Here is a 14,519-nt window from a genome sequence, read left to right on the forward strand (position 1 = left end):
CCCGCGACCCGCCCCCCAAGCTCCGCCGTCCGTGGCTTATTCACCGGCCCCGCCGTCAGGCTCGTATTCGACGACTCCGCCGTCGGTGCCCCATTCGACTACTCCGCCGTCGGTGTCCTATTCGACGGCTCCGCCCTCGGTCGCCCAACCGGGTGCACCCCAGCCCATCTCGTCCTCGGAGATGGAGTCGGCCACGATGATGGGCCCCGCCGCCGCACCCCGCTCCGCGGACGGCAACATCGCGACCAGCATGCTGCGGATCCTGCGGCCGGGCCGGCCCGCAGAGACACCGCCCGGGTCGACGAAGATCGGCCGTGCGGGTGACAACGACATCGTCATCCCCGATGTGCTGGCCTCGCGGCACCACGCCACGCTGGTGCCCACCGCGGCCGGAACCGAGATCCGCGACAACCGCAGCATCAACGGCACATTCGTCAACGGCGCCCGTGTGGACACCGCGCTGCTCAACGACGGCGACACCGTCACGATCGGCAACGTCGACCTGGTGTTCCACGGCGGCGCCCTGGCCCGCCGCACCGAGACCGCCGCCGACACCGCCACCGGCGGTCTGGACGTGCGCGGACTGACGTGGACCATCGAGGGCGACAAGACGCTGCTCGACAACATCTCCATCACCGCCCGTCCCGGCACGCTGACCGCGGTGATCGGCCCCTCCGGCGCCGGCAAGTCCACGTTTGCCCGGCAGGTCGCGGGCTACACCCATCCGACGTCCGGAACCGTCACCTTCGAAGGCCACGACATCCATGCCGAGTACGCGTCGCTGCGCTCCCGGATCGGGATGGTCCCCCAGGACGACGTGGTCCACGGTGAGCTGACCGTCAATCAGGCGCTGATGTATGCCGCCGAGTTACGCCTGCCGCCGGACACCACCAAGGAAGACCGCGCCCAGGTCTTGGCGCAGGTCCTCGAAGAACTCGAGATGACCAAGCATGCCGACACCCGCGTCGACAAGCTCTCCGGCGGGCAGCGCAAACGCGCCTCGGTCGCACTCGAACTCCTGACCGGCCCGTCGCTGCTGATCCTCGACGAACCGACCTCCGGTCTCGACCCCGCGCTGGACCGCCAGGTGATGACGATGCTGCGCCAGCTGGCCGACGCCGGCCGCGTCGTGCTCGTCGTCACCCACTCGCTGACCTATCTGGACGTCTGCGACCAGGTGCTGCTGCTGGCCCCGGGCGGCATGACCGCGTTCTACGGTCCGCCCAGCCAGATCGGTCCGTCGATGGGTACCACCAACTGGGCCGACATCTTCTCCAGCGTCGCCGGCGACCCGACCGGCGCCCACGAGCGCTACCTGGCCCAACACGGCCCTCCCCCACCTCAGCCAGCTGCGCTGGCACCGTCGGAACTGGGGAACCCGACGCGCACCAGCGTGCGCCGGCAGTTGTCGACGATCGCACGCCGGCAGGTGCGCCTGGTGGTGTCTGACCGCGGCTACTTCGCGTTCCTGATGGCGCTTCCGTTCATCATGGGCGTGCTGTCGCTGTCGGTGCCCGGCGACGTCGGCTTCGGCGTCCCGGTGACCGCCATCCAAGGCGGCCCGGCACCCAACGAACCGGGACAGATCCTGGTCATGCTCAACGTCGGCGCCATCTTCATGGGCACCGCCCTGACCATCCGCGCACTGATCGGCGAACGTGCGATCTTCCGCCGTGAACAGGCCGTGGGTTTGTCCACCACGGCCTACCTGCTGGCCAAGGTGTTCGTGTTCACCGTGTTCGCGGTCGTCCAGTCGGCGATCGTCACCTCCATCGCGATCCTGGGCAAGGGGTGGGGACCCGGCGCGGTGGACAGCGGCGCGGTCATCGGCAACCGCAGCCTCGAGTTGTTCGTCGACATCGCATCCACCACGGTGGCCTCCGCAATGGTCGGTCTGGCGCTGTCGGCGCTGGCCAAATCCGCCGAACAGATCATGCCCCTGCTGGTCGTCGCGGTCATGAGCCAGCTGGTGTTCTCCGGCGGCATGATCCCGGTGACGGACCGCATCGTGTTGGATCAGCTGTCCTGGGCGACGCCGGCGCGCTGGGGCTTCGCGGCGTCGGCGTCGACCATCGACCTGATCCGGCTGGTGCCCGGGCCGTTGACCCCGCAGGACAGGCACTGGGAGCACACCTCGGGTGCCTGGTTGTTCGACATGGCGATGCTGGCCGCGATCAGCGTCTTCTATCTGGGCTTCGTGCGCTGGCGAATCAGGCTCAAGGCCGCGTGACGACGAAGCGGGCGAGGGACGAGCCCGTGAGGAGTCGGGCAATCCTGCACAGCCTGACGACGACGCGGGCGAGGGCCATTCCACACAGCCTGATCTCGCGGTAGCCGCGGCACGTGAAGTTGTCCTAGATTTGGGCAGAACATGTCATTTTCCGTACTCTCAGCCCGGGTACGGCACAACCGGGGGGACGATCAGGTGTCACACGGGTCGACACGCGAGGCGGCGCTGGACGCAGCGCTGGACGAGCTGCAGCAGTGGGGCGTGGACCGCTTCAGCATCGAAGGCGCCGCCAATCGCGCTCAGCTCACCCCGGATTTCTTCCGGCAGAACTGGGGAACCGAACGGCAGCTGATCGTCGATGCCTTGCTCAACTACACCCGGGAGATCACCGAGATGCCCGACACGGGTTCTCTGCACGGGGATCTGTCCGCGCTCACCCACTGCGTCGCCCGGTATCTCAACGACCCGGTCGGCCGCCGGATCGCGCGGATGATGGTCGTCGACAGCAAGTCCTACGAGGTCGACGTCGAGACCCGCGCACAGTTCTGGGCCACGCGCCAGCAGGCCGTCAACGAGATCCTGCGCCGGGCGGAGGCGCGCGGCGAACTGCGCGACGACGTCAGACCCACCGTGGTCATGCAGTTGGTGAGCTCACCGCTGCACACCCTCGCCCTCTACAGCGACCGGCCGGCGACGCATGACTACTGCCAGGCGGTCGCCGACCTGGTCGCGCGCGCGGTGACCCGCACCTAGCCCAGCAGCCAGTCGTTGGGCGAGAACAGCTCGCAGTGCACCCGCGACGCGGGCACCCCGCGTTGCGTCAACTGCGCGCGCACCGCCTGCACGAAGCCGTTGTTGCCACAGAGATAGATCTGCGCGTCCTCGGCGAGCGGCACGGCGTCGAGATTCAGCAGCCCGGCGTGTGCGTCCGGGTCGTCTGCGCCGACCCCGTCCTCGTACCAGACCTCAAGGGTGGCGTTGGGCAACCGGTCGGTCAGTTCCCGCTGCCGCCCGCGCAGCGGGTGGCTCTGCGCGCTGCGGTCGGCGTGCAGCACGTGCCCGCGCACCTCGGGAGCCTCCACGGCCAGGTAGTCCAGCACACCGATCATCGGGGTGGCGCCGATGCCGGCCGAGATCAGCACCAGCGGCTCGGCGCCGGTGGGCACGGGGAGGTCACCGAACGGCACCGTGACGTCGAGGATGTCGCCGACGCGCAGGTTCGCCGCGATCCAGCTGGACACCTCCCCGGCGGGCTGCCCGCCGGTCGCGACGACGGGCTTGACCGCGAACGTGAGTTCCCCGGACCCGGCAGAGTTCACGACGCTGTACTGCCGCAACTGCCGGGCACCGTCGGGCATCGTCACGCCCACCGACACGTACTGCCCAGGCGCGAGGCCGCACATCTGACCGTCGGTGCGCACCGTGACCAGAACGGTGCCGGACGGGTCGTCGACGCGCGACACCACCCGGGCGCGGCGGTAGACGTCGCCCTCCCCGACCCCGGCCGCGCGGTAGAGCCCGCGCTCGAGCTCGATCAGCGTGTCGGCCATGATCCAGTACACCCGGTCCCAGGCCTCGGCCACCTCAGCCGTGACGGTGTCCGCGCCCAGCACCTCCACGATGGCGGCGAACAGATGCTCGTGCACGATCGGGTACTGGTCAGCGGTGACGCCGAGCGAAGCGTGCTTGTGTCCGATGCGCGACAGCAACTCCGCGGGGTGTGGCAGCGCCGGATCGATCAGATGGGTCGCGAAGGTGGCGATCGACGCCGCGAGCGCCCGCTGCTGGGCCCCCTGGGCCTGGTTACCCCGGTTGAACAGGTTGCGCAGCAGCTCGGGGTGCGCGGCGAACATCCGGCGATAGAACTCGCGGGTGATCTCGTCGATGTGTGCGCCGACCAGCGGCAGCGTCGCCGAGATCAGCTCCGCGTGGGCGGGGTCGAGCTCGGCGGCGACGATGGTCTCGGTCATGGGTGATCGGTCCTTTCGGTTGTCGGATGGTGCGGTCTGGGCACAGTGGGCACGGCGAGCACAGGAAGGCTTGCGCCTCGGGCCAAGTCGGTGACGGTGTGGTGGTCGAGCTCGCGGTAGAACGCCTCCTTGGCGTCGGCCAGCGCCCGCCGCAGCCGGCACGCCGGTACCAGCGGGCAGGGGGCGGCGCCACCGCACTCGACGACCTCCCGGTCACCTTCCAGACGGCGAACGAGCCACCCGATCGAGGCGTTTCGGCCCTCGTCGGTCAGTGTCAGACCCCCGAGCCGGCCGCGCCGGGCCGATACCAGTCCCAGGTCGGAAAGCCGGGCCACCGCCTTGGCGATGTGGTTCTCCGAGGCATTCGCGCCGGCGGCGATGGATCCGGTCGTGACCCGCCGACCGTCGGCTTCGCCCGCGGCCAGCAACATCACGGCCCGAAGGCCGAGATCGGTGAACCGGGTGAGCTGCATGCCTTGCACGCTATAAATTGCGCATCGCAAATGCGACTTTTACGGGTGTGCCGTCAAACACCTCGTGACGTGCGGTTTTTTGACCTGCGCGGTCTTCAGCCGCCGTGGATGTCGAGACCGTGGGCGGCGGCGAACCGCACCGCCTGCTCGACGTCGACCTTGGCGCCACGCAGCCCGGCCGTCGTCCAGAGCGACGCATCGCTGCGGGCGCCGCGCAGGTCGGCACCGTCCATCCGAGCACCCTGCACACGCGCCCCGGTCAGGTCGCATCGGGCCAGCACCGCGCGCCTCAAGTCGGTGCCGACCAGACTGGCCTCGCGAAACCGGCAGTCCGACAGATCGAGTTCACGCAGGTCGGCCCCGCCGAGCACGGCCAGGGTGAAGTCCACCTCGACCAGCGTCAACGGCCGCATCCGGCACTCGACGAACGTCGAGCCGAGGAAGCTGCAGTGCCGGAACGTGCTGTGCCACAGCGACGTGCGGCGAAACGTACAGTTGCGAAACGCTGAGCCCTCATGCTCGGACTCCGCCATGTCCACGCCCGAGAAGTCGCATTCGGTGAACACCACCCGCTCGGTGCGCAACCGGCTCAGGTCTTCGTCGCGGAAGTCCTCGCCGGTGAACTCCCAGCCGGTTTCGACGTCGCGCACCGGTTCAGCCGGCCGCGGCGGGCAGCCTGCTGAGCGCGTATTCGGTGACCGCGATCAACGCGGCCTTGGCCGACTCGCGGCTGCGGGCATCGACGCGCAGGATCGGCACCTGCTCGGACAGCGCCAGCGCCTCGCGCACCGCAGACAGCCGATGGCGTGGCGCACCGTCGAATTCGTTGACGGCGACCAGGAACGGCAGTCGGCGCGCCTCGAAGAAATCCACCGCCGCGAAACTGTCGGCCAGCCGGCGGGTGTCGACCAGGATGATCGCGCCGATCGCCCCGCGGACCAGGTCGTCCCACATGAACCAGAAGCGGCGCTGCCCCGGGGTGCCGAACAGGTACAACACCAGATCGTCGCCCAGGCTGATCCGGCCGAAGTCCATCGCCACCGTGGTGGTCGACTTCGACGGTGTGGCCTCCAGCCCGTCCACGCCCTCCGAGGCGTTGGTCAACAGGGCCTCGGTGCGCAGCGGAACGATCTCCGACACCGCACCCACGAACGTCGTCTTGCCGGCGCCGAACCCGCCGGAGATGACGATCTTCGTCGACGCCTGTCCGCTAGAGCGCCCTGAGGCCACGCAACGTCCTTCCGATCAGTTCTCGCCGGGAATCGACCGTGTCGGTCGCGCCGAGGGTGGCGTGCACCTGCACGTAACCCTGCACTACCAGGTCCCCCACCAGCACCCGCGCCACGCCGAGCGGCAGTGAGAGATGCGCCGCGATCTCGGCTACCGAGGGCCGCCCGGTGCACAACGCCAGGATCTGGCACCGCACGTCGGTGGACGGCCAGCGGGGCGGCGGCACCGCCGCGACCATGCCGACCGCGGCCTCGAGGGCCAACTGGACCTGCGCGTCGGTTCGCCCGGCCGTCAGCGTGTACGGCCGGACCAGGCTGGGCTCACTGGTACCGCGGTCACCATCGCCAGCCATGGATCGCTCACGAGTGCTGCGGGGTCCGGCGCGGCGGCGAGACGACGGCACCGACACGCTCGACGAGCATCGCCATCTCGTAGCCGATCTGCCCGATGTCGCTGTGCCGGGTCGCCAACGCGGCCAGGTTGGACCCGTCGCCGACACGCATCAGCAGCAGATACCCGTTCTCCATCTCCACCACCGACTGCAGGACATAACCGCCGTCGAACAACTGCGCTGCCCCGGTGGACAGGCTCGCCAACCCGGACGTCACCGCGGCGAGCTGGTCGGCGCGCTCCCCCGGCATGTGCTCGCTGGCCGCGATCAGCAGACCGTCGGCCGACACCAGCACGGCGTGGGACACCCCGGACACGTCCCGAGCGAATCTGGACACCAGCCAATCCAGCGAATCCCGCTCGTTCTGAAGATGCGGGGTCATTCGGCGTGGGCTCCTCCGGTCTCCTGCACTTTCGCCCTGGCGGCGTGGACGCCACCGAAGTGACGGCCGATGCTGGTGCGCACGGCGTCGGGATCACGCAGATGCCTGCCGTGCGCGCCGTTCCCAGCGCTGTTGCCGGTGTCGTTGCCATTGCGGTCGTGGCTGCGGTCGTGACTGACCGGCGATGCTACCGGGTGACCGCCGTGATGGTGGCTGTCCTGGCCGGCCGCCCCCGGAACCAGGCGCGCACCGGGCTGGCGCACCGGCAGACCATCCACGGTGTGGGCGCTCACAGGGGTCTTCTCGGCGGCTGCGGCCGCCGACCAGCCGTGGTCCCAGACCGACTTCCAGTTCAGGTCGGGATTCTGCGACAACTCGTGCGGATCGACCAGCCATTCCGACAGCATCTTCTGGTAGATCGCATCGTCGTCCTGGGCGTCCCGGGTCACCTCGGCTTCCCGGGTCACCGGGGCGTCCTCGACCTCCCGGGTCACCCGGGACTCCGGGGCGTCCTCGACCTCCCGGGTCACCGGGGACTCCTGGACGGGCCGAATGTCGCCGCTGGCTGCCGGCGGCGAGACGTCGTCGGTCACCGGCGGCGACCAGATGCGTTCGGGTCTGGGGGCGAAGAAGGCGGCGACGTCGGAACGCTGCGGCGGGACCGGCTGTCCGGCCGGTCCGGAGACACCACCCCTACGACTGGAACCCGGTCTGCGCCGGGGCAGCTCGGCCGGTGCGGTCGCGGGGTCGGGTGTCACCTTCCTCCGCGCCGGCGCAGGGGCCGCCACGGCAGGGAGCGCGGCAGGTTGCGCCGCCGGCGCCGCGGTCACCGCCGGCTGCCGACGGGCCCTGGTGGCCAGCAACGTCGCCGGCACGTACACCCCGGCCGTGGTGCCCGCCCCGGGCTCGCGGGTGGCGGTGGTGCTGCGCAGCCGAACCACCAGACCGTGCTGCATGGCCAACCTGCCGACCACGAACAATCCCATGTGGCGGGCGGTGTAGGGATTGACCTCACCGCCGGACTCCAGCCGGGTGTTGGCGACCCGCAGATCGGACTCGGTCATGCCCAGACCGGTGTCGCTGACCTCGACGACCAGACCGCCGTTACCGGTGTGCACCGCCGACACCCGCACCGGGTTCGCCGGTGGAGAGTAACGCAGCGCGTTGTCGAGCAGCTCGGCCAACAGATGCACCAGGTCACCGGCGACGGCGCCGGAGACCTCGGTGTCGGGCAGGTCGGCCGGTTCCACCCGGGTGTAGTCCTCGACCTCGGAAGCAGCCGCATTCACGACGGCCGTCAGCGCCACCGGTTCGGCCTGCTCGCGCGGAATCCGCGCACCCGCGAGAACCATCAGGTTGGCGCCGTTGCGCCGCATCCGCGCCGCCAGGTGATCGAGCCGGAACAGACTCTGCAGCCGGTCGGGGTCCTCCTCGTCGCGCTCCAGTTGGTCGATCAGCGACAGCTGCTGGTCCACCAGTGTGCGGTTGCGCCGCGACAGCGTCTCGAACATGTCGGTGACCTGCAGCTGCAGTCGGGCCTGCTCACCCGCCAGCAGCACCGCCTGCTCATGTAGTTCATCGACGGCGTGCGCGACCTGACCCACCTCTTCGGAGGTGTGCACGGGGACCGGCTGGACGGGGAAGGTCTTGCCGTCGGTGCGCACGTGTTCGACCTCGCGCGCCAAATCCTCGTGGGCGACCTTGAGCGCGCTGTCGCGCAGCGTGCGCAGTGGCCGCACCAGCGTGCGGGCCACCAGCGTGACGAGCAACAGCGCCGCCACGATCGCCGCGCCGACGAGTGCGGCGTCCCGGATCGCCGCCGTCCGAGCATCGGCCGCCTGCCTGTTCACGGTGGCCGGGATCGAGTGGGTGGTCTGGGCGATCAGCCCGTCGGCGATGTCGCGGGTGACCTGCTGGGAAGCCAGCAGGCCAGGGTTTCCGACCAGCACGGACGCAGGGTCGGACAGCATCGACATCCGCCGCACCATCTCCGAGCGCAGCGAGGCGGCTTGATCGGTCGCGCCACCGAAGTAGCCGCCCATGGCCGACACCGTGGACGGCTCCGTGCCCGCGATGGTGATCATCGCCGAACGCAGCTCCGGCTCGGGCAGCCCGCCACCGCTGGTGACCAGCATCTGCTGCATTGCCATCTGCCCGCGCGCGCCGACCGCCCGCGCCAGCGCGTCGCCTTCTGCCTGCACGGTCTGGTCATCGGTATCCACCAGCCCGGTGATCGCCGTCTCGGCGGTGAGCAACAACGGCGCGTAGGTCGTCACCCGGCCGCGCAGGTCGATCGTGTTGGCCGAGATCCCGTCCAGCAGATCCTGGCCGTAATCGAGCAGTGTGTTGGCGGCCAGCCGGGTGCTGTCCGGCAGATCGGTGTCGGTGACGCGCCGCTCCAACTCCGAGCGCGCCGAGCCGTACACCGTCAACGCCGACCCGGTGTCACCGCCCTGCGTGGCGGTGACCATCGCCTGCTCGAGAGCGCCCATGTAGTCCGCGATCGCCGGAACCATCTCGGCGCGTTCTGCGGCCCGTTGCAGCTCGCCTGCCTCGGTGACGCTGGAGTGGATCCGCAGCCCACCGAACACGCCGGCGAGGATCAGCGGGACCGCCGCGATGGCGAGCACCTTCCACCGCACCGGCCAGTTGGACAGAGCCACCCGCGACGGGCGGTCGGCGGACTTCATCGGCGGCGCACGCTGTCGACGGCGTGCGCGCAGATCACAGTTCGGTCGTCGTTCATCCGGCTTCCTGCTGATGTCGCCCTGGGGATGCCGGCCTACCTGGCCTGGCAATTGGACGAGTATGCCAGCCGAGCCCGGCGGATTCCACACTTGGCCATGTCAACAGCGTCCCGGCAAACTGCGCGCCTCCCAGCACGTTTCATGCTGGCAAACCCGGATTACGACGTACCGGGGCCTATCAGTCAGCCGGCCTCGACAACGTCCCGACCGGCCACGTTCGCGACATTCGCGCGGTAGGCCAGCAGGTAATACGCCGCGAACCCAACCGCGCATCCGATGAACCAGCTGTAGGACCCGAGGTCGGACACCACCCCGGTGACCTTCGGCACCACCACCGAACCGATCGAGGCGATCCCCGCGATGATCGTCGCCTTCACCGCCACCGGGTTGTAGCCCTTGCTGTACCAGTAGGTGCCCGACTCTTCCATCGAGAACAGGTCGTCCACGACGACATGCTGCTTGCGCACCAGGTAGTAGTCGGCGATCAGGATGCCGAACAGCGGACCGATCAGCGCGCCCAGCAGCCCCAGCGTCCAGAAGATGGCCTCGTCGTTGTTGTACCAGTTCCACGGGGTCAGCAACACCGACCCGCAGGCAGCGATCATGCCGCCGGTACGCCAGCTGATCTTCTGCGGGTTGACGTTGGAGAAGTCGAACGCCGGCGCGACGAAGTTGGCCACGATGTTGATACCGATGGTGGCGAGCACGAAGGTGAACCCGCCGAGCAGCACTGCGGTGTAGGTGTCGATGGCCTCCACCGTGTCGATCGGATTGGTCATGACCTCGCCGAACACCGGCAGGGTCGCCGACGCGGTCAGCACGACCAGCAGCGAGAAGACGACGAAGTTGATCGGCAGACCGATCAGGTTGCCCAGTTTCAGCTGTTTGAACGACTTCGAGTAGCGCGCAAAGTCACCGAAGTTCAGCATGGGTCCCGCGAAATAGGACACGACCAACGCGATCGCGCCGAACATCGCGCCGATCTGCTGTCCGGTCGAGAGTTGCTCGTCGGAAAGAGTCAGGCTGATCTGCCAATCGGCGCGCGCCATCATGTAGATGCACAGCAGGAACATCATCGCGTAGATCAACGGGCCGCTGATGTCGCAGAGCCAGCGCACCATCTCCATGCCCCACCAGAACACCACGGCCTGGACCACCCACAGGATCGCGAAGCTCACGTAACCCACGTAGGACAACCCGAGGAAGCTGGTTTCGTCGGTGGCATATGCCTCGAGGCTGGGGAACAGTTTCAGGATGACGATGGTCAGCGCGCCGGCGGCCAGGAAGGTCTGCACGCCGTACCAGGCAATGGCGATGCTGCCCCGGATGATGGCGGCGATGTTGGCGCCCATCACCCCGAACGAAGCCCTCGCCACCACCGGATAGGAAACGCCTTGAACCTGACTGGGCTTGGCGACCAGGTTGCAGAACAACTGCACGATGCAGATGCCGACTATCAGGCAGACGAACACCTGCCAGCTGGTCAGGCCCAGGGCGAACAGCGCGCCTGCGGTCACGTACCCGCCGACGCTGTGCACATCGGCCATCCAGAACGCAAAGATGTTGTACCAGTTCCACTTCTGTTCGACCAGCGGCGCGAGATCCTCGTTGGTCAGCCGGGGGTGGTACGACGGCTTGATGATCGACGTTCCGGCTGGCCCGGTGTGGGTACCAGCGGTCAACGGCGCTGCTTCGGTGGTCAATGCAGTCTCCTAGCGCGGTGGGCTCGACACGTCACGCTAGGAACGCGGTGTTTCCGGCAACGCAACCACAATGTCAACCCGGTGTTACCGATCACATATAGGAGTTACGGAGCGCGAAACAGCTCCGCGTCCCCGCGCAGGGAATCGAACCCGGCCCGCAGGTGCTCGTAGTGTCGGTGCGACGCGGCCACCAGGGCGTCGACGTCGCGGTCGACGAACGCGTCGATCATCTCGGCGTGATCGGCGTGGAACTGCCGGCGCGCTTCCTCGGAGACGTGCGACATCGGGCTGGTCGGCTCGGTCAGGTTCCACGCCGACTCGTACATGCTGATCAGCCGGCTCATCTTCGACGGACGCATCAGCGCCAGATGCAGCCGGCGCGATTCGGTATGGAAGGAGCGGTGATCACTGCAGCGGATGGCCGCATCCAACTCGGTGTGACTGGCCCTGATCTGCACGTCGTCGTCGACGCCGGCGTTGCGCACCGACGAGACCAGGGCGGAGGCCTCCAGCACCTCGCGCACCTCGTAGAGGTCGGTGAACTCCTCGAACGTCAGCGTCGTCACCCGGTAGCCGACGTGGGGCCGGCGTTCGACCAGACCTTCACCGATCAATGTCATCAGCGCCTCCCGCACCGGGATCGGGCTGACGCCGAGGTGGGCCGCGACTTCGTCGACGGGAATCACCGTGCCGGGCGGTTGGTCACCGGACAGAATGGCGTGCCGCAGATCGTCGACGACGTGGCTCTGCCCGGTCTGGGTGAACGAATTCTGCAGGTGCGCAGTGAATCGCGGGCCGCGCCGAATCCTCGCCACGCGTCCTCCCGCCGCCTGTGGACTGCCCAGCCACCGTAACAGCGTCTGAACCGCAAGGGGATCGTTACGCCCCTGAGGCCCACGACGGCGACACGCACGCGACACTGGTTGGGGACGGAGCCGGGTTGGTCAGCGCGAGGCGCGTAACCTGGACACTGCACAAGGAGGTGCGACGATGGTCCGTAACGGGGTAGAGGTGGCCACGCTGGCCGAGGCGTCCGAGATCGGCGACTCACCGATGATGCGAGCGATGAGCAGCGAAGTGGTCGACGCCGAGACATTCGCGGGGTTGGTTTCCATCGCTGCATACGAAACCTGTTTGGACTGAACGACTCTGGCGACCCGGTCGGCCATCACGGCACGGTCGGCACCAGCAGTGCGACGAGGAAGCCCGAGTCCTCGGTGAACGGCCGGACGTCCCAGGCGGACAGCAGCAGCTCGGCGGCGAGTCCCGCGGTGGCCGCATCGGCCAGGAACTGGCCGAACTCGTAATCGCGGCCGGCGCCGAAGCCGATCACCAATCGCCCGTCGGCCCGCAGGTGGGACCGCAGCCGGGACAGCACCGACACCCGGGTGCTCGGCGCCAGAAACGTCATCACGTTGCCGGCCGACACGATGACGTCGAAGGGTTCACCGACGCCCCGGGCCGGCAGGTCGAGCTCGGCGAGATCGCCGACAAGCCAACGAGGTCCGGGATGGTCCTGTTCTGCCGCCGCGATGAGCGCGGGGTCGACATCGACCCCGACCACCCGGTGACCGGCCGCGGCCAGATATCCGCCCACGCGGCCGGGACCGCACCCGGCATCGAGGATGTGCGCCCCGCGCGGCGCCATCGCGTCGACGAAGCGGGCCTCGCCGCCCAGGTCGTCACCGGCCCGCGCCATGGCCCGGAAACGCTCGATGTACCACGCCGAATGCCCCGGGTCGGCCGCCACCTTCTGCATCCACAAGCTCGTTTCGACCATGGCCTCAGTGTCGGGGATGGTGTCGGAGGCCGCGCGGGGACCCGCAAAGATGGGCAGTTGTGTTCAACGTGATGTTCTTCTCGCCGCGGATAGCGCCCAACACCGGCAATGCGATCCGGATGGTGGCGGGCAGCGGCTGTGCGCTGCACCTGGTCGAGCCCCTCGGGTTCGACCTGTCCGAACCGAAGTTGCGCCGCGCCGGACTGGACTACCACGATCTGGCCTCGGTGACGGTGCACGCCGATCTGGCAACTGCGTGGCAGGCACTGATGCCGGCCCGGGTCTATGCGTTCACCGCGCACGCATCGACGTCGTTCGCGGAGGTGGCCTATCAACCGGGCGACGTGCTGATGTTCGGCCCCGAACCCACCGGCCTGGATCAGGCCACGCTGGCTGACCCGCACATCAGCGCGACGGTGCGCATTCCGATGCTGTCCGGGCGGCGCTCCCTGAACCTGTCCAATGCCGCGGCCGTCGCGGTCTACGAGGCCTGGCGCCAGCACGGCTATGCGGGAGCCGGCTGAACGGCTACCAGGTGTCCCAGTGGGTGAGCTGCTCGGCCGGCAGCCGTTTGGCCGGCCGGAAGTCGGTGCCCTTGGTGTAGGCCACCGGGAACAGGCCCGCCTGGCTGTAGGAGTCGAACGGAATGCCGAGGAGCTCGGCGGCCTGACGCTCACCGTCACCGAGTAGATGCAGCGTGGTCCATGCCGACCCGAGGCCCCGCGAGCGCAACGCGAGCATGAAGCTCCACACCGCCGGCAGCAACGAACCCCAGTACCCGGCACTCTGCCCCGACGGCGTGTCGGTGGGCTTGCCCTCCAGACAGGGGATCAGCATCACCGGAACCTCGTGGAGGTGGTCGTTGAGGTAGCGCGCCGAGTCCTCGACCCGGGGACGCTGCTGGTCACGCAGGTCGCCGGTCTGCGGCTTCTCCATCGCCAGATACGGGGTGGCGTTGGTGCGGTAGATCTCGGCCAACGCGCGCTTCTTGTCCGCATCCTCGACGAACACCCACTGCCAGCCCTGGTTGTTCGACCCGGTGGGCGCCTGCAGAGCGATGTCGAGGCACTCCATCAGCACCTCCCGCGGAACCGGCTTGTCGAAATCCAGTCGCTTGCGCACCGAACGGGTGGTGGTCAGGACTTCATCGGCAGATAAGTTCAGCGTCATTTTTTCGAGACTACATTCGCGACATGGCAATCGAATTACCGCAGGACGTCATCGAACGACTCCAGTCCGATCACTACGGCTGGCTGACCACCGTCGCCCGATCCGGGCAACCGGTGCCACGCCTGGTGTGGTTCTACTTCGACGGCGCCGATGTGCTGGTCTACACCGAGCCGGGCGCGGCAAAGGTCCGCCACATCGGCCGCCATCCCCGGGCCAGCCTGAACCTGGACTCCGACGGCCACGGCTCCGGCATCATCGTCGTCGGCGGCGTCACGACCGTCGACGCGCAAGGCGCCGACCCGCGCGAGGACGCCCCGTACTGGGCGAAGTACGCCGGCGACGCCGAGCAGATCGGTCTCACCGATTCGATGGGCCAGTACGACCTGCGCCTGCGCATCACCATCGACAAGGTGTGGACCACACCGACGCCGGGCTGAAACGTC

The 14,519-nt window shown here is 68.4% G+C and carries 16 protein-coding genes; 5 read left to right on the forward strand and 11 right to left on the reverse strand.

Going from position 1 to position 14,519, the window contains the following annotated elements; translation table 11 throughout:
• A partial coding sequence (locus tag J3476_RS17270; RefSeq protein WP_207067633.1) for an ATP-binding cassette domain-containing protein occupies positions 1-2,230 on the forward strand: 2,230 nt, incomplete at its 5' end.
• Positions 2,231-2,371: 141 nt separating this feature from the next.
• Positions 2,372-2,983: a TetR-like C-terminal domain-containing protein gene (locus J3476_RS17275; RefSeq protein ID WP_207067634.1), complete on the forward strand. Its 612-nt coding sequence runs from the start codon at positions 2,372-2,374 to the stop codon at positions 2,981-2,983.
• On the opposite strand, the gene J3476_RS17280 is transcribed toward J3476_RS17275, so the two are convergent.
• The 9 genes from J3476_RS17280 to J3476_RS17320 form a co-directional block, all read right to left on the reverse strand.
• A complete protein-coding gene (locus J3476_RS17280) occupies positions 2,980-4,200 on the reverse strand; it encodes a globin domain-containing protein (protein ID WP_207067635.1) in 1,221 nt (406 codons plus the stop codon). The two genes, J3476_RS17275 and J3476_RS17280, sit on opposite strands and share 4 nt — an antisense overlap.
• On the reverse strand, positions 4,197-4,673 hold the full coding sequence (locus J3476_RS17285; RefSeq protein WP_207067636.1) for an Rrf2 family transcriptional regulator: 477 nt from the start codon (positions 4,671-4,673) through the stop codon (positions 4,197-4,199). The genes J3476_RS17280 and J3476_RS17285 overlap by 4 nt, the downstream gene beginning before the upstream one ends.
• A 95-nt stretch (positions 4,674-4,768) precedes the next feature.
• Positions 4,769-5,323 carry a pentapeptide repeat-containing protein gene (locus J3476_RS17290; protein WP_207067637.1) on the reverse strand — a complete coding sequence of 185 codons (555 nt, stop codon included), beginning with the start codon at positions 5,321-5,323 and terminating at the stop codon, positions 4,769-4,771.
• A 4-nt stretch (positions 5,324-5,327) separates the two neighbouring features.
• Positions 5,328-5,903 carry an ATP/GTP-binding protein gene (locus J3476_RS17295; protein ID WP_207067638.1) on the reverse strand — a complete coding sequence of 192 codons (576 nt, stop codon included), beginning with the start codon at positions 5,901-5,903 and terminating at the stop codon, positions 5,328-5,330.
• A complete protein-coding gene (locus J3476_RS17300; protein ID WP_207067639.1) occupies positions 5,884-6,255 on the reverse strand; it encodes a DUF742 domain-containing protein in 372 nt (123 codons plus the stop codon). The genes J3476_RS17295 and J3476_RS17300 overlap by 20 nt, the downstream gene beginning before the upstream one ends.
• A 7-nt stretch (positions 6,256-6,262) precedes the next feature.
• Complete coding sequence (locus J3476_RS17305; RefSeq protein ID WP_207067640.1) at positions 6,263-6,676, reverse strand: roadblock/LC7 domain-containing protein; 414 nt, start codon at positions 6,674-6,676, stop codon at positions 6,263-6,265.
• A complete protein-coding gene (locus tag J3476_RS17310; RefSeq protein WP_207067641.1) occupies positions 6,673-9,366 on the reverse strand; it encodes an ATP-binding protein in 2,694 nt (897 codons plus the stop codon). The genes J3476_RS17305 and J3476_RS17310 overlap by 4 nt, the downstream gene beginning before the upstream one ends.
• A 239-nt stretch (positions 9,367-9,605) precedes the next feature.
• On the reverse strand, positions 9,606-11,126 hold the full coding sequence (locus J3476_RS17315) for an NCS1 family nucleobase:cation symporter-1 (protein WP_207067642.1): 1,521 nt from the start codon (positions 11,124-11,126) through the stop codon (positions 9,606-9,608).
• A 104-nt stretch (positions 11,127-11,230) separates the two neighbouring features.
• The gene (locus tag J3476_RS17320; protein ID WP_286183265.1) at positions 11,231-11,941 is read right to left on the reverse strand and encodes a GntR family transcriptional regulator; all 711 of its coding nucleotides are present in this window, start codon (positions 11,939-11,941) and stop codon (positions 11,231-11,233) included.
• 175 nt (positions 11,942-12,116) lie between these two features.
• Here J3476_RS17320 and J3476_RS17325 point away from each other — a divergent pair, with 175 nt between their 5' ends.
• The gene (locus J3476_RS17325; RefSeq protein WP_170311197.1) at positions 12,117-12,269 is read left to right on the forward strand and encodes a hypothetical protein; all 153 of its coding nucleotides are present in this window, start codon (positions 12,117-12,119) and stop codon (positions 12,267-12,269) included.
• 25 nt (positions 12,270-12,294) lie between these two features.
• Here J3476_RS17325 and J3476_RS17330 read toward each other — a convergent pair whose 3' ends face one another.
• The gene (locus J3476_RS17330; RefSeq protein ID WP_207067643.1) at positions 12,295-12,906 is read right to left on the reverse strand and encodes a class I SAM-dependent methyltransferase; all 612 of its coding nucleotides are present in this window, start codon (positions 12,904-12,906) and stop codon (positions 12,295-12,297) included.
• Between the two features lie 71 nt (positions 12,907-12,977).
• On the opposite strand from J3476_RS17330, the gene J3476_RS17335 reads away from it, so the two are divergent.
• On the forward strand, positions 12,978-13,430 hold the full coding sequence (locus tag J3476_RS17335; protein WP_255729359.1) for a tRNA (cytidine(34)-2'-O)-methyltransferase: 453 nt from the start codon (positions 12,978-12,980) through the stop codon (positions 13,428-13,430).
• Between the two features lie 4 nt (positions 13,431-13,434).
• On the opposite strand, the gene J3476_RS17340 is transcribed toward J3476_RS17335, so the two are convergent.
• The gene (locus J3476_RS17340) at positions 13,435-14,076 is read right to left on the reverse strand and encodes a nitroreductase family protein (protein ID WP_152515997.1); all 642 of its coding nucleotides are present in this window, start codon (positions 14,074-14,076) and stop codon (positions 13,435-13,437) included.
• 23 nt (positions 14,077-14,099) lie between these two features.
• Between J3476_RS17340 and J3476_RS17345 the strand changes: the two genes are divergently transcribed.
• The gene (locus J3476_RS17345) at positions 14,100-14,513 is read left to right on the forward strand and encodes a TIGR03667 family PPOX class F420-dependent oxidoreductase (RefSeq protein ID WP_207067644.1); all 414 of its coding nucleotides are present in this window, start codon (positions 14,100-14,102) and stop codon (positions 14,511-14,513) included.
• The last annotated feature ends 6 nt before the right edge of the window (positions 14,514-14,519 follow it).

The sequence above is a fragment of the Mycobacterium sp. PO1 genome, from assembly GCF_017312405.1.
GTDB lineage: Bacteria > Actinomycetota > Actinomycetes > Mycobacteriales > Mycobacteriaceae > Mycobacterium.

Coding starts and splice junctions, on each gene's coding strand:
- J3476_RS17275 (WP_207067634.1), top strand. CDS start 2,372: ATGTCATTTTCCGTACTCTCAGCCCGGGTACGGCACAACCGGGGGGAC.
- J3476_RS17280 (WP_207067635.1), bottom strand. CDS start 4,200: ATGACCGAGACCATCGTCGCCGCCGAGCTCGACCCCGCCCACGCGGAG.
- J3476_RS17285 (WP_207067636.1), bottom strand. CDS start 4,673: ATGCAGCTCACCCGGTTCACCGATCTCGGCCTTCGGGCCGTGATGTTG.
- J3476_RS17300 (WP_207067639.1), bottom strand. CDS start 6,255: ATGGCTGGCGATGGTGACCGCGGTACCAGTGAGCCCAGCCTGGTCCGG.
- J3476_RS17305 (WP_207067640.1), bottom strand. CDS start 6,676: ATGACCCCGCATCTTCAGAACGAGCGGGATTCGCTGGATTGGCTGGTG.
- J3476_RS17310 (WP_207067641.1), bottom strand. CDS start 9,366: ATGAAGTCCGCCGACCGCCCGTCGCGGGTGGCTCTGTCCAACTGGCCG.
- J3476_RS17325 (WP_170311197.1), top strand. CDS start 12,117: ATGGTCCGTAACGGGGTAGAGGTGGCCACGCTGGCCGAGGCGTCCGAG.
- J3476_RS17330 (WP_207067643.1), bottom strand. CDS start 12,906: ATGGTCGAAACGAGCTTGTGGATGCAGAAGGTGGCGGCCGACCCGGGG.
- J3476_RS17335 (WP_255729359.1), top strand. CDS start 12,978: ATGTTCTTCTCGCCGCGGATAGCGCCCAACACCGGCAATGCGATCCGG.
- J3476_RS17340 (WP_152515997.1), bottom strand. CDS start 14,076: ATGACGCTGAACTTATCTGCCGATGAAGTCCTGACCACCACCCGTTCG.
- J3476_RS17345 (WP_207067644.1), top strand. CDS start 14,100: ATGGCAATCGAATTACCGCAGGACGTCATCGAACGACTCCAGTCCGAT.